The organism is Ensifer sp. GW821-FHT05G01 (assembly GCF_059419585.1).
On the sequence record NZ_JBWKSC010000002.1, the window covers coordinates 366,515 to 379,531 of the forward strand.

Genomic DNA, 13,017 nt, shown 5'->3' on the forward strand with positions numbered 1-13,017 from the left:
CAAACCCCATGTCGAAACTGAAGTTGAACGGCGTAAGCAAGGCTTACGGCGCCACCCTGGCTTTGCGCCGCGGCGATCTTGAGATCGCGGCAGGCGAAGTGCATGTGCTCATGGGCTCGAACGGTTCGGGCAAGAGCACGTTGTGCAAGATCATCGCCGGCAGCGTGCGCCCCGATGGCGGCGAGATCCTGATCGACGGCCGACCCGTCACGATTTCAGGGCCGCAGTCGGCGCGTGAGCAGGGCATCGGCATCTTCTACCAGGAACTCAGCCTGGCCGCGAACCGCTCGGTCGAAGAGAACATCTGCCTGGCGATGCTGCCGGTGAAGGCCGGGGTCTTTATCGACCGCGTCGCCCTGAAGGCGCGCGCCGCGCGTTACATCGAATTGTTCTCCGGGGTCTCCGGGGATGGATTTGCGGCCGAGACGCTGGTCGGCAATCTGCGCGCCGATCAGCGGCAGTTGGTCGAGATCATGAAGGCACTCGCCAGCGAGGCGCCGATCCTGATCTTCGACGAACCGACCTCGGCACTCGACCGCGCGCAGGTCGATCGCTTCTTCGACATCCTGCGCACACTGAAGCGCGACGGCCGCGGCATCATCTTCATTTCGCACCGCATGGACGAGATCACTGCCATCGGAGATCGCGTGACGATCATCCGCGACGGCGAGACCATCCAGACGCTCAGTCTTTCCGAGACCGATCCCGCAGCCGTCATCCGGCTGATGGTCGGCGGTGCGGGCGACATGCCCGCCTCGCAATCGTCTGCGCCTGCCGTTGCGAGCTTTGCCGCAGGTGCCGCGATGACCGTGGACCGGCTTTCCGGCGCCGGTTTCCGCAATGTCAGCTTCGAGGTCGCCAAGGGCGAGATCCTCGGGCTCGGCGGGCTGCACGGCCAGGGGCAATCGGCGGTGTTGCGCGCGATCTTCGGCGCAGGCTCCGTAACGTCGGGCGAGATCCGCATCGGCGGTGATCGGTTCGATGCCAAGAGCCCGCGCGACGCCATCCGGCGCGGCTGCGCCTATGTCTCGGGCGACCGCGGTCGCGACGGCGTCATTGCCGGCAGGCCGATCATCGAGAACGTCACGCCCATCCACTACCTGCGTGACCGGCTGATGATCGCGCGTCCGTCGGGCCTCAAAGCGAAGGCGATGCCGGCGCTCGAGGCCATGCACACCAAGTTCGCGAGCCTGATGCACCCGATCAACTCGCTGTCCGGCGGCAACCAGCAGAAGGTGATCATCGCCCGCTGGCTGATCGACCGACCGGACGTGCTGCTGCTCGACGATCCGACCAAGGGCATCGACCTCTCTGCAAAGGCCGACCTCTTCGCGCTCATTCGGCAACTGGCAGGCGAGGGGCTCGGCATCCTGCTCTATTCGTCCGAGGATGCCGAGTTGCTGGGCAATGCCAACCGCATCCTCGTCTTCAACGGCGGATCGGTGACGCGCGAACTCACTGGCGAGGATCGCACCCGCTACAACCTTTACCAGGCTGCATACGAGGCCGCGTGATGACACCGACCACGACAGACATTCGACCCGCCCGATCCGGCGGCCTGAAACTCTGGCTCGAACGCTATCCGTTCCTGCCGGCATTGATCATCGTCGTCGCCCTTCTGGCGCTGAACGGCGTGTTTTCGCCCAACAGCCTCAGCTACCGTTCGCTGACGGGACTGCTCAGCACCTACATGGCGCTGATCATGCTGGCGATCGCCCAGACCTATGTCGTCTCCGCCGGGGATATCGACCTTTCCGCCGGCGCGACGCTGTCGCTCGTCAATGTGGTGATCGTCGTCCTGATGGAGAAATGGGGTGGTGGCGCCGGCGCCGTTATCGGCGCCATGCTGGCAGGCATTCTGCTCGGGCTTGCCTGCGGGGTCGTCAACGGCATCGTCGTTGCAGCGCTTCGACTGCAGGCGATCGTCGCCACTTTCGCCACCAGCATCTTCTTCACCGGGCTCGCGCTCTATGTGATGCCGGTTGCCGGCACTCCGGCGCCGGCATTGTTCTGGCGCACCTATGGCGGCAGGCTGCTCGGCCTTCCCTTCGTCTTCTATGTGCTTGCGGCGCTTGCGCTTCTGCTCTTCCTCCTGTCGCGCACCCGCCTCGTCACCCAGCTTCTGGCCGTCGGCGACGATCAGCAGGCCGCCTACCAGACCGGTCTTCCCGTCGTGCTCGTGCGCATCAAGGGTTACGCGCTCTGCGGCCTGTTTTCGGCACTTGCCGCCTTTTGCCTCACGGGCGACACGGCGAGCGGCGACCCGCTGGTCGGCAGCAAGATGACGCTCTACAGCGTCGCGGCGGTCGTGCTCGGCGGCAGCGCGCTGGCCGGCGGCTGGACCACGGTCGTCGGCTCGCTGCTCGGCGCGCTGACCATCGGCCTCGTCAATTCGCTGGTCTTCTTCATGGGCACGCCGTCGGAGTGGCAGAACTTCGTCCAGGGCCTCGCCATCCTTCTCGTCTTGATGGCCGGCGTTCTGGCCGGCCGGAGGGCACGCGCATGACCGCCGTCATTTCCTTTGTCAAAAAGCCGCTGGTGATCGCACTGCTTCTGATCGTAGCATTGCTCTATCTCGGCGAAAGCCTGTCGCCCGGCTTTGCCTCGGCCGACCAGATCCTGCGGCTTTTGATCGTCGCCTCCCTGCTCGGCATTGTCGCCGCCGGCCAGAACGTCGTCATCCTCGGCGGCCGCGAAGGCATCGACCTCTCGGTCGGTGGCGTCGTCTCTCTCTCGGCGATCATTGCCGGCAATGTCATGAACGGCGCCGATGGCGGCATCCTGCCGGCGATCCTTGCGTGCCTGGCGGCCGGCGCCTTCTTCGGCCTCCTCAACGGGCTCGGTGTCACGCTGCTGCGCATCCCGCCGCTGGTGATGACGCTCGGCATGCTCGGCGTCCTCCAGGGCCTGCTCGTCGTCATCCGCAACGGCATTCCCTCCGGCCGCGCAGCCCCCGGCCTTTCCGCCTTCGTCACGCAGCCGCTGGTGTTCGGCATTCCCGGCATCATCTGGCTCTGGATCGCCATCGGCCTCTTCATGGCCTTCCTGCTCAACCGCACCGTCTTCGGCCATCGCATCTATGCGATCGGCTCCAATGAACATGCGGCCTATATGGCTGGTGTTCCGGTCCGCCGCATGCGCATCGGCCTGTTCATGATCTCCGGCATGTTCGCGGCGATCGCCGGTCTCTGCCTGCTTGGCTATTCCGGCTCGTCCTTTGCCAATGTCGGCGAGCAATACATGCTCTCCTCGATCATCGCCGTCGTCTTCGGCGGCACCTCGCTTGCCGGCGGCAAGGGCGGCTACACCGGAACCATGGCCGGCGCGCTGCTGCTGGTGATCCTCCAGGGCATCCTGACGACGGTCAACATCGACGAATCCGGCCGCCAGATGGTGTTTGGCGCGACGCTGCTGCTGCTGATGTTGTTCTATGGGCGTGGAAAGGCGATGCGGGCATGAACGATCGGCCGAAAATCAAGGACATTGCCGAGCGTGCCGGCGTTTCGGTCGCAACCGTCTCGCGGGCGCTCAGCGATTCCGGCCTGGTGACCGCCGAAACGAGCCAGCGCATCCACGCGCTTGCGCGTGAACTCAACTACCGGCCAAACGTCAGCGCGCGCAACCTTCGCACCCGCAAGTCGATGTCGGTACTGCTGGTCGTGCGCGACGTCGGCAACCCGTTCTATCTCGACATCTTGAAGGGCGTCGAGGCGACGGCGCGCGAGGCCGGTTACTCGGTCCTGATGGGCAACACCGAGAACGATCCGGATCGCGAGACGGAATATTTCAACATGCTGCGCGACGGCCATGCGGATGGCATGATCCTTATGACGGGCAAGCTGCCGCCGCCAGGCCACGATAGCGGACTCGATGTGGCGCACCTGCCCGTGGTCGTCGCGTTGGAAATGATCGAATCCTCCGGACTGCCGCACGTTCAGGTCGATAACATCGCCGCGGCAAAGGCCGCGGTCGAGCATCTGATTTCACTCGGCCACCGCAAGATCGCCCATATCGCCGGGCCGTTGCCCGAGGTCATGGCCGTGCACCGGCGCGACGGCTACCGCGCAGCCATGCAGGGAGCGGGCCTCGCGATCCCAGAAGGTTACGAGGTTCGCGGCGACTATCTGCTCGAAACCGGCCAGCTCTGCTGCAGCCAATTGTTTGCCCTGTCCGAACCGCCGACAGCACTTTTTGCTGCCAACGACGAAATGGCCTACGGCGCCATCCATGAGCTGCGCCGCCTCGGCCGCGACATCCCGGGCGATGTCTCGGTCGTCGGCTTCGACGATCTCTACCTGAGCAAGGCTTTCTATCCGCCGCTGACGACCGTGACCCAGCCGCGCGCCGACATCGGCCGGACGGCGATGTCCCTGCTGCTGCGCATGCTGTCCGGCGAGGCGGTGGGACTTGCCCCGCCCATCGTGCTGCCGACGGCCCTGAGCGTTCGAGCCAGCACCGCCTCGCCACGCCAATAACCTGACAATCTGGGAGAAGAGAATGACACAGCTACCGAAGCAGACGCTGCGCGTGGGATTCGTGGGAACCGGCTTCATCGCCCATTTCCACCTGAAGTCGATGATCGGCGTGCGCAATGTCGAAGTGACGGGCGTCTTCAGCCGCAAGGCGGAAAACCGCGAGACGTTTGCCAAGGAAGTCGAAACACTCGGGCTCGGATCCTGCCGCACGCATGAGAGCCTGGCAGCACTGCTTTCCGCCGATGATGTCGACGCGATCTGGATTCTTTCGCCGAACTACACGCGCCTCGATGTGATGCGTGCGTTGCATGGGGCGATCAAGTCGGGCCGCAGCAAGGTGTTCGCCGTTGCCTGCGAAAAGCCGTTGGCGCGCACGGTAGCGGAAGCCCGCGAGATGCTGACGCTGGCCGAAGATGCCGGCCTCAACCACGGCTACCTCGAAAATCAGGTGTTCTGCACGCCGGTCCTGCGCGGCAAGGAAATCATCTGGCGCCGTGCCGCCTCCACCACCGGCAGGCCCTATCTCGCACGTGCGGCAGAGGAACATTCCGGGCCCCATGAGCCCTGGTTCTGGCAGGGCGACAAGCAGGGCGGCGGCGTCCTCTCCGACATGATGTGCCACAGCGTCGAGGTGGCGCGTTATCTGCTGACCGCGCCGGGCGCACCGCGCAGTTCGCTGAAGATCAAGGCGGTCAACGGCACGGTCGCCAACCTGAAATGGACGCGCCCCAACTATGCCGAACAGTTGCGCAAGCGCTTCGGCAACGACGTCGACTACCGCAACCGCCCCTCCGAGGATTTTGCCCGCGCAACCGTGACGCTTGAGGATCAGGACGGCAACGAACTGATGATCGAGGCGACGACTTCCTGGGCCTATGTCGGCGCAGGGCTGCGCATCCAGCTCGAACTGCTCGGTCCGGAATATGCGCTCGAATACAATTCGCTGAGCACCGGCCTGAAGATCTTCATGTCCCGCGAAGTCACCGGTTCGGAAGGCGAGGATCTGGTCGAGAAGCAGAATGCCGAGCAGGGGCTGATGCCGGTGCTCGAAGACGAGGCCGGCGTCTATGGTTACACCGACGAGAACCGCCACATGGTGGAATGCTTCCGCAAGGGCCAGAAGCCGCTCGAAACCTTCGAGGATGGCCTTGCCGTGGTCGAGATGCTGATGGGTCTCTATCGCTCCGCCGAGATCAACGCCACCTTGCAGTTCCCTGCGCCGGAGCTTGAGCACTACGTGCCCGTCGTCGCGCGCAAGGGCGCATGATCACGCTTGTCTAAGGCTGGCGGGGGCGCAGCCCCCGTCGACATGATAGGTCTAGCCTCCCGTTCAGGCGTCTCTTCGTGAGTGCGAGGAGATGTCCACCGGATCTTCGTCCATGGCGCGTCCGGTTATCTCGTCGATCTCGATCACAAAGAACAGATGGGGCGACGTGCCGACGACGCCCTGTGCCACCGGTTTCAATCCGCCCGGTTCCCACCAGTTGGTGCGTTTCTCCAGCAGCGACCATGCCTGCAGACGCTCCTGGTGCCATTGCTTGGTATCCGGCAGTTCCCGATATCTGCCGTAGATGACCGCGCTTTTCCAACTTCCCCCGTCGGAGAACGCGTCGATCTGGACACAGACGCGAGGGTTTGCGCGCATCCAGTCGATTTTCTGTCCGGGCATCGAGAAGCCGTATAGCCGGTTTGCAGTAAAGGCGTACTGGACGGGGACGATGTAAGGCTGGTCATCCCTGGCGCAGGCCAGCCGACCGATATGGTGCGAGGAGACAAGTGCGATGCATTCCTCACGCGACAATTCCCTGACGAACATGTTTCGCTTCCTCCTGCGGTGAGACGCTACCCAAAGACTGCAGGCATTTCGCGGTCCACCGCATTGATATGGCGCAATGCGTCAACATTGACAGGCGTGATTGCCAAGGCCCGACGCGGCTCCGCCTCATCCGGCATCTCATCGCCTCTACCCACCGATAAATCGAAACCCGGTGGCGCTGCGGGTGGAATAAACAGGGTGCGGCGCCGTTAGGCCCTCAACGACACCTCGTGAAGGCCGGGCGTCGCACGCGGGTTTTCGCCGCGAACCGGCCGCCAGCAGAAAGGATTGGGCCATCATGACCGGCGTTCAAACATTTGCACCGGCGAAGGAGATCGTCATCTCCTCCGCCAGCGAAGCAGTCGACTTCGGCGGGCAGATGCCGCTACACCAGGTGCGGCTGTTGACCGGGTCCATGCTGCTTCTCTTCGCGGCGATCCTGATTTTTCTGGCAGCCGACGGGCTGACCATGCCGATGCGCCTGGCGCTGATGGTGTTTGCGACAACGCTTGTCTGCTGGACGATCTTTGACCTGCCGGAAACGCCGGTGGCGCTTGCCGGAGCGTTGGCGCTTGGTGCCACCGGCACCGTCAGTGAAGAAGCGGTTTTTGCGGCGCTGGGCAATGATATCGTCTGGCTGATGATTGCCGCCTTCGTCATCGCCTCGGTGCTGCAGGCGTCCGGGTTGGTGGAGCGTCTCACCTTCAGGCTGCTGGCACCGTTTCGGCGCGTCAGCAGCCTGTTCTGGGCGGTAACGCTGACGATCTTTGTGACTGCCTTCATCATTCCCTCCACGTCGGCGCGTGCGGCTATCTTCATGCCGGTGTTCCTGGGGCTGACGACGGCGATCGATCGTCCCGGCGTGACACGGGCGCTCGCCTTGCTTTTCCCGTCGATCGTCCTTCTTTCTGCAGCTGCCTCTCTGACCGGTGCCGGTGCACATCTGGTGGCGGCCGACTTCATCCGTCGCAGTGGCGGTGGCGCGCCCAATTTCCTCGATTGGGCTCTGCTGGCAGCACCCTTCGGTTTGATCACCAGCCTGATCGCGTGCGGTCTCATCCTGCGCTTTTTCCTCAGTGTCGAGGATCGCAACGCCGTCTTGGAGGCGAGGGAAAAGGCTGAAAGGCAGCCGCTCCTTGCGCAGGAGCGCACGCTGCTCGCCGTGACGGCACTCATCGTTCTGGCACTGGCGACATCGAGCCTTCATGGTGTCGCCTTGCCCTTCGTCGCCCTGATCGGCGCCCTGGTCATGGCGTCGGAAAAAATCTCGGGAATGCCGTTTCGCAAGGCACTGAAGACCGTCGAATGGAACCTGCTCCTGTTCCTCGCCGGCACGCTCGTCATCGGCGAGGCGCTGATGAGCACTGGGACTGCTGCGCTTCTGGCCGATCGCGCCATCGGCATGCTCAGCCTTATCGGCAAACCGCCGGTCTGGCTGGTGATCCTGTTCACAGTGATCCTGGCGACATTGGCGCATATCGTCGTCGCCTCGCGGACGGCACGGGCGACGGTGCTGATCCCGGCACTCGCCTTGCCGCTCGCAGGTCTCGGCGTCGAACCGGCGGTTCTCATCATGGCTGCTACTCTGGGTAGTGGCTTCTGCCAGACCTTGATGGTTTCGGCCAAGCCGGTGGCGCTGTTCGGCAGCATGGAACCGCCTGCGTTCACGCCCTCCGACCTGATGCGGCTGGCCGCGATGCTGCTCATCCCCTTCATCGGGCTCCTGACGCTTGTTGCCGCCTTCGTCTGGCCGCTGATGGGTCTTGGAGATTGATATAAGCATTTGAAAATATGTGTTTTTAGCAAAGGCCGGAGCCCGTCAGCTACGGCCTTTGCTGCTTTTTGTACTAACCGCGAAATAGTTTGGTATTCGGCGGAATAAACCCTGCGAGCGACCGTTCCTCCCTTGCATCCGCATTGTCACAAAAACGCAAGGAGACTGTCACATGACATTGACCATTCTGGTTGCACCGTCTGGTTTCAAGGAAAGTCTGTCGGCGGAAGAAGCGGCCGATTGCATCGAGAAGGGTGTGCTGCGTGCCTGCCCCCAGGCAAAGGTTCTGAAAGTGCCGATGGTCGATGGCGGCGAAGGTTTTACCAAGGCTTTGGTCGCCGTCACGGGCGGCACGTTGCACGAATGCGTTGTCACCGGGCCGCTGGGCACGCCGGTCCTGTCGCATTTCGGATTTCTCGGCGGGCAGGATGAGCCGGTCGCCATCATCGAAATGGCGGCTGCCGCCGGCCTCTGGCTGGTGCCGCGCGATCGCCGCAACCCCTGCATCACGAGCAGTTATGGCGTCGGCGAGTTGATCCGGGCAGCACTCGACGCCGGCGCGCGCCGGATCCTGCTCGGCTGCGGCGACAGCGGCATCAATGACGGCGGAGCCGGCATGGCTCAGGCGCTGGGCGTCGGTCTGCTCGACAAGGACGGTTTACCACTGCCGCCCGGCGGCGGCGCACTCGGCCAATTGGCTCGCATCGATCTGTCGTCGCGCGACCCGCGCCTGGCCGATGTTCGCATCGATGCGGCTGTGAACTGGCACAACATGCTGCTCGGCGAACGCGGCGTTGCCCGGGTCTTCGGCCCGCAGAAGGGCGCGACGCCCGAGCAGGTCGAAGTGCTGGCCGATGCGATGGAGACCTATGCCGAGGCAATCCACCGCACGACCGGCGTCGACGTTGGCAGCGCGCCGGGTGCCGGCGCCTCGGGCGGGCTCGGCGCTGCAGTGCTCGGATTGCTCAGCGGCAAGCTGCACCCGCGCTACGACATCGTCATGCAATATCTCGATCTCGACAGCATGATCGCGCGGGCCGATCTGGTGATCACGGCGGAAGGTAGCCTTGATGGCCAGACGCCCTTCGGCAAGGTGCCGGCGGAAGTCGGCCATCGTGCCAAGGAGGCCGGACGGCCGGTGATCGCGCTCGCCGGCACCATCGGCAAGGGCGTTACCTTGAACTTCGAGCACGGCATCGACGCCTTCGCCTCGATCCTGAAGGCGCCCTGCAGTCTCGATGATGCGATCAATGCGGCACCGAAGCTGCTGGTGCGAGCGGCCGAGGATGCGGTGCGCATGGTGCGGGTCGGCATGCTCCTGACCGAGCGGGGACTTGCGGCCTGATCGCACCAGGCATGACGGCTCCGGCGAAAAGGAGGTGCGCAATGCGACACCTTCTTTCCGCCGGAGCATTTTTATGGGCCGGACACGGGACGTCTTGTCGTCAGGCTACGGTGAAAAAGTCTGCCGCTATGAACGGCAGAGCTCGCGCGCGTTGAGAACGCCCCAGCCGAACACCGGATCCTTGCCGGGCGCGCCGACATCGTCTGCGGTTTGCGCCACGAGCTTGCCGATCTCTTCGGCCGAAAGCGAAGGGTTCGAAGCCCTCAGGATGGCGACTGCGGCGGTCACGAACGGAGCGGCGAATGACGTGCCGGTGCGCGGCCGGCCGCCGTCGATCGAAGCGGCCGTCCAGACGCCCGTGCCGAGGGCCGCGACGTCGATGTGCTCGCCCTGTGCTGCGCGACGGTAGGGGCGAAAATTACGGTCGACGGCGGTAACCGCGATCAGTTCGGGGTAGGCGGCAGGATAGACCGGCTTTGCCCTGGGGCCGTCGTTGCCGGCGGCCGCCACCTGCAGGATGTTGCGCTCCGCGACCAGCCCAACGGTTTTCTCCAGCAACTGGTTGTGGGGTCCCGAAAGGCTCATGTTGATCACTGTGACACCGCGGGCTGCCAAAAGGTCGATTGCCCTCACCAGATCGTAGGTCTCGGCGACGTCAGCATCGCGTTTCGTCTTCTGGAACGCGTCGACTGCGATCAATCGCGCGTTGCGCAGCAGACCGGGCGCGCGGCTGTCCTGCCGGCCGGCAAGGAGGGCGGCAACGGCCGTCCCGTGCTGGCGCCCGGACTCCGGCACTTCGTCGGCCGCCAGGCGGACGATCTCGAGATCGACGCCCTGAAGCGCCGGGTGGTCGGGGTTGATCGCGGTGTCGATCAGCCCGATCGGACCGGCAGCGGCGCATGCCTTCGCTGCGTCGGGCTCAGGCCAGCCGATGGCTGTGCGCACCAGAGCGCACCGTCCTTCGCCGCACGGTGTTGGCTGGGTGGCACCTTCGTTCGGCTCGAAGTAATGGTTGAGATCGGCGACGGCTCCCGGCGAGGCCGAGGCGACCTCCTGCCGCGCAGCCTCAAGCGTCATTCCAGAGGGAATCGAAAGCTTGACGATCTCAGAGCCGGAGAGCCCGAGAGATTGTCGCGCCCGGGCCGTGAAACCGCGTTCGCCGAGACGCTGGATCGCGGCTTCGTCCAGCCCAAGCGCAATGAGTTCGCCGGGCACATGGATAGGCTTGCGCACAGGCGCAGGCCGTCGGGCAGCGCGCTTTTCCGGCGTGCCCCGGAAGAGGTCGAAAAGATTGCCGCCGCCGCGCCAGGCACCGCCGGAACCGCGAACGGAGGACCGGCTCGACGATGAACCTCCACCGCTCCCGCCTCCGTCATCGTCGTCCCCGCCGCCATCGTCGTCCGCATGGGCTGGCGTGATGAAGGCGAAGGAATTGGTGGTCGCGGCGCCGGTGATCCCTGAGGGAACAAGGTCGCCATTGGCGACTGCGAGGCCGCAGAGCGATGCGGCGGTCAATCGAAGCAGGCGTTTCATCAAGGCTTTCTCCTTGTCCCGACCGCGCCGGAGTGGATCAGCTTACCGTGAAAGGCAGGCTCGCCGGTGGTGACTTTTGCGTGTGCTTCCCATATCGCTCAACGGATGAATGGACAAATTATTCCCCCGCGTGCCAATCGAAGCGCCGGAAGGAACGTGGAATGACCGATCAGGACATCGCCTTCGGCGAGCGCCTCGTCGCCTTCCTGCCCAACCTGCGCCGCTTTGCCATCTCGCTTTGCCGCTCCCGCGATATCGCCGACGACCTGGTGCAAGCCGCTTGCGAGAAGGCGCTTGCCGGCTCGGAGCGGTTCGAGGAGGGCACGCGTTTCGACGCCTGGATGTTCCGCATTCTGCGCAATCTGTGGATAGACCAGCTCCGCCGTCAGAAGACGGCCGGTCCGACGGAGGAGATCGAAGCTCAGCCGGAGCTTGCCGTTCCCTCCGGAGAAGCGGGGTCCGAGGCACGTATGACTCTGAAAAGCGTGGCCGCTGCCATCGACGATCTCGTGCTGGAACAGCGCGAGGTGCTGCTGCTGACATGCGTGGAGGATCTCTCCTATAAGGAGGCAGCCGAGGTGCTCGGCATTCCTATCGGTACAGTGATGAGCAGGCTCGCCCGCGCCCGCAAGAATCTTGCTGAAGCCGCGGGAATAGAACCTGCGGCCGCGCGTTCACCGGATATGAGAGGCGGGGCGAGATGAGCGATATGGAATTCACCGACGAGATCCTGATGGCATTCGCCGATGGCGAACTCGACGACGAGACGACGCGGCTTGTCGAGACGGCGCTCGAAACGGACGACGACCTGATGGCCCGCGTCGCCATGTTCATGGAAACGCGGGCGGCCTCGAGCGAGGCGCTGAAGCCGATGCTCGACGAGGCGGTTCCGGATCAACTGGTTGAGAACGTCCGCGCCATGGCCGCCAAGGCGGCAGCACGCGATGGCGGCAGCCGGGCCGCTGATGCGGCTAACGAAAGTGCGAGTGCGGACAACATCATTGCCTTCCGCAGGCCGGAGCCAACGGCTCAGACCCCGCGCCGTCCTTCGTCGCTGATGATGGCGTTGGCCGCATCGCTTCTCATCGTCGTCGGTGGCGTCGGCGGATACTTTGCTGGCGGAGCAGGCCGAACGGATGTCGAGGGCCCGCAGGTTGCGGTCCTGGTCGATCCGATCGTGTCAGGTATTCTCGACCAGCGCGCCTCGGGCGAGGAAATCGTCGTCGGCGACGGACAGGTTCGGTTGGTTTCGACGTTCACGGCAGGTGGCGAACAGATCTGCCGCGAGTACGAAATGAAGCGGCCGGATCAGCCGGATTTCGTCTCGATTGCCTGCCGTAGCGCCGCCGGCTGGCAGACGCAGCTTGCGATCGTCACACCGGAAACCGGCGAAGGTTTCGCGCCGGCGTCGTCGCTTGAAACCGTCGATGCCTATCTGGCCTCGATCGGCGCCGGTGCGCCGCTTGAGGCGGAGGCCGAGAAGACGGCGCTCGCCGGCCGGAAGTAGCCCTTAGCGCGGCTTTTCCACCGGCACCGACAGGCCGACCTTGACGCGATCCATGGTCACGAACGTCCGGAACCGCCGGATGTTCGGGTTGCCGAAGAACATGCGGCGGGTGAAGGCTTCATAGTCGCCCATCGTCGGCACGATCACGACGAGCATGAAATCGACGTCGCCAGTGACGTAATAGCGTTGCTGCACTTCGGGAGCCGCCGAAAAGGCAGCTTTCGCCGCATCGAGCAGGTCGATCTGCTCGCTTTCCACCTCCACCTCGACCAGGATCGTCAAGGCCTGGTTGACGCGGGCCGGATCGATCACCGCCACATTGGCGCGGATGACGCCGGTTTCTTCCATGCGCTTGATCCGGCGCTGCACGGCCGGCGCGGACAGGTTGACGGCCTCGCCGATCTGCCGCTGCGGCGTCGTGTTGTCCTTCTGCAGGATTGCCAGGATCGCCAGATCGAAGCGGTCAAGCTCAGACGGTGCAGTCTTTGAAACGGCCATCGTTCCCTCGCTTTTGTTTACAAACTTGCATCCAAGGTCGCTATTTAGAGCGCATTTCTCTCTCGAGCT

Annotated in this window: 12 protein-coding genes; 9 read left to right on the plus strand and 3 right to left on the minus strand. The window is 64.2% G+C overall.

The genetic code is table 11. The annotated features are described in order from the left end of the window. The first annotated feature begins 8 nt into the window (after positions 1-8). From AC07UR_RS07475 to AC07UR_RS07495, 5 genes are read left to right on the plus strand one after another with little or no spacing between them, the layout of a single operon-like run. Complete coding sequence (locus AC07UR_RS07475) at positions 9-1,514, plus strand: sugar ABC transporter ATP-binding protein (RefSeq protein ID WP_209789500.1); 1,506 nt, start codon at positions 9-11, stop codon at positions 1,512-1,514. After that, positions 1,514-2,506 (plus strand): ABC transporter permease, encoded by a 993-nt coding sequence (locus AC07UR_RS07480; protein ID WP_209789501.1) that lies wholly within the window; start codon positions 1,514-1,516, stop codon positions 2,504-2,506. The genes AC07UR_RS07475 and AC07UR_RS07480 overlap by 1 nt, the downstream gene beginning before the upstream one ends. Next, positions 2,503-3,459, plus strand: coding sequence for an ABC transporter permease (locus AC07UR_RS07485; protein WP_209789502.1), 957 nt, complete (start codon positions 2,503-2,505; stop codon positions 3,457-3,459). The genes AC07UR_RS07480 and AC07UR_RS07485 overlap by 4 nt, the downstream gene beginning before the upstream one ends. Further along, positions 3,456-4,475, plus strand: a complete 1,020-nt coding sequence (locus AC07UR_RS07490) for a LacI family DNA-binding transcriptional regulator (protein WP_209789503.1) — start codon at positions 3,456-3,458, stop codon at positions 4,473-4,475. The genes AC07UR_RS07485 and AC07UR_RS07490 overlap by 4 nt, the downstream gene beginning before the upstream one ends. A 22-nt stretch (positions 4,476-4,497) precedes the next feature. Beyond that, complete coding sequence (locus tag AC07UR_RS07495; protein WP_209789504.1) at positions 4,498-5,742, plus strand: Gfo/Idh/MocA family protein; 1,245 nt, start codon at positions 4,498-4,500, stop codon at positions 5,740-5,742. Between the two features lie 63 nt (positions 5,743-5,805). On the opposite strand, the gene AC07UR_RS07500 is transcribed toward AC07UR_RS07495, so the two are convergent. Further along, positions 5,806-6,291 carry a pyridoxamine 5'-phosphate oxidase family protein gene (locus AC07UR_RS07500; RefSeq protein ID WP_209789505.1) on the minus strand — a complete coding sequence of 162 codons (486 nt, stop codon included), beginning with the start codon at positions 6,289-6,291 and terminating at the stop codon, positions 5,806-5,808. Positions 6,292-6,589: 298 nt separating this feature from the next. Here AC07UR_RS07500 and AC07UR_RS07505 point away from each other — a divergent pair, with 298 nt between their 5' ends. Further along, complete coding sequence (locus AC07UR_RS07505; protein WP_234941685.1) at positions 6,590-8,065, plus strand: SLC13 family permease; 1,476 nt, start codon at positions 6,590-6,592, stop codon at positions 8,063-8,065. Between the two features lie 172 nt (positions 8,066-8,237). After that, positions 8,238-9,410, plus strand: a complete 1,173-nt coding sequence (locus tag AC07UR_RS07510; RefSeq protein ID WP_209789506.1) for a glycerate kinase family protein — start codon at positions 8,238-8,240, stop codon at positions 9,408-9,410. A gap of 126 nt (positions 9,411-9,536) precedes the next feature. On the opposite strand, the gene AC07UR_RS07515 is transcribed toward AC07UR_RS07510, so the two are convergent. After that, positions 9,537-10,943 carry a S8 family serine peptidase gene (locus AC07UR_RS07515; protein WP_494700020.1) on the minus strand — a complete coding sequence of 469 codons (1,407 nt, stop codon included), beginning with the start codon at positions 10,941-10,943 and terminating at the stop codon, positions 9,537-9,539. Positions 10,944-11,104: 161 nt separating this feature from the next. Between AC07UR_RS07515 and AC07UR_RS07520 the strand changes: the two genes are divergently transcribed. Continuing rightward, entirely contained in the window at positions 11,105-11,647 is a 543-nt protein-coding gene (locus tag AC07UR_RS07520) for an RNA polymerase sigma factor (RefSeq protein WP_209789508.1), read from the plus strand. After that, the gene (locus tag AC07UR_RS07525) at positions 11,644-12,450 is read left to right on the plus strand and encodes an anti-sigma factor family protein (RefSeq protein WP_209789509.1); all 807 of its coding nucleotides are present in this window, start codon (positions 11,644-11,646) and stop codon (positions 12,448-12,450) included. The genes AC07UR_RS07520 and AC07UR_RS07525 overlap by 4 nt, the downstream gene beginning before the upstream one ends. A 3-nt stretch (positions 12,451-12,453) precedes the next feature. Here the strand turns inward: AC07UR_RS07525 and AC07UR_RS07530 are convergent, their stop codons facing one another. After that, complete coding sequence (locus AC07UR_RS07530) at positions 12,454-12,948, minus strand: Lrp/AsnC family transcriptional regulator (RefSeq protein ID WP_494700021.1); 495 nt, start codon at positions 12,946-12,948, stop codon at positions 12,454-12,456. Positions 12,949-13,017 lie beyond the last annotated feature (69 nt).

Bases quoted from the DNA above. Each gene is read 5' to 3' on its own strand.
- AC07UR_RS07505 (WP_234941685.1), top strand. From the start codon at position 6,590: ATGACCGGCGTTCAAACATTTGCACCGGCGAAGGAGATCGTCATCTCC.
- AC07UR_RS07515 (WP_494700020.1), bottom strand. From the start codon at position 10,943: ATGAAACGCCTGCTTCGATTGACCGCCGCATCGCTCTGCGGCCTCGCA.
- AC07UR_RS07485 (WP_209789502.1), top strand. From the start codon at position 2,503: ATGACCGCCGTCATTTCCTTTGTCAAAAAGCCGCTGGTGATCGCACTG.
- AC07UR_RS07490 (WP_209789503.1), top strand. From the start codon at position 3,456: ATGAACGATCGGCCGAAAATCAAGGACATTGCCGAGCGTGCCGGCGTT.
- AC07UR_RS07525 (WP_209789509.1), top strand. From the start codon at position 11,644: ATGAGCGATATGGAATTCACCGACGAGATCCTGATGGCATTCGCCGAT.
- AC07UR_RS07475 (WP_209789500.1), top strand. From the start codon at position 9: ATGTCGAAACTGAAGTTGAACGGCGTAAGCAAGGCTTACGGCGCCACC.
- AC07UR_RS07500 (WP_209789505.1), bottom strand. From the start codon at position 6,291: ATGTTCGTCAGGGAATTGTCGCGTGAGGAATGCATCGCACTTGTCTCC.
- AC07UR_RS07480 (WP_209789501.1), top strand. From the start codon at position 1,514: ATGACACCGACCACGACAGACATTCGACCCGCCCGATCCGGCGGCCTG.
- AC07UR_RS07520 (WP_209789508.1), top strand. From the start codon at position 11,105: ATGACCGATCAGGACATCGCCTTCGGCGAGCGCCTCGTCGCCTTCCTG.
- AC07UR_RS07495 (WP_209789504.1), top strand. From the start codon at position 4,498: ATGACACAGCTACCGAAGCAGACGCTGCGCGTGGGATTCGTGGGAACC.
- AC07UR_RS07530 (WP_494700021.1), bottom strand. From the start codon at position 12,948: ATGGCCGTTTCAAAGACTGCACCGTCTGAGCTTGACCGCTTCGATCTG.
- AC07UR_RS07510 (WP_209789506.1), top strand. From the start codon at position 8,238: ATGACATTGACCATTCTGGTTGCACCGTCTGGTTTCAAGGAAAGTCTG.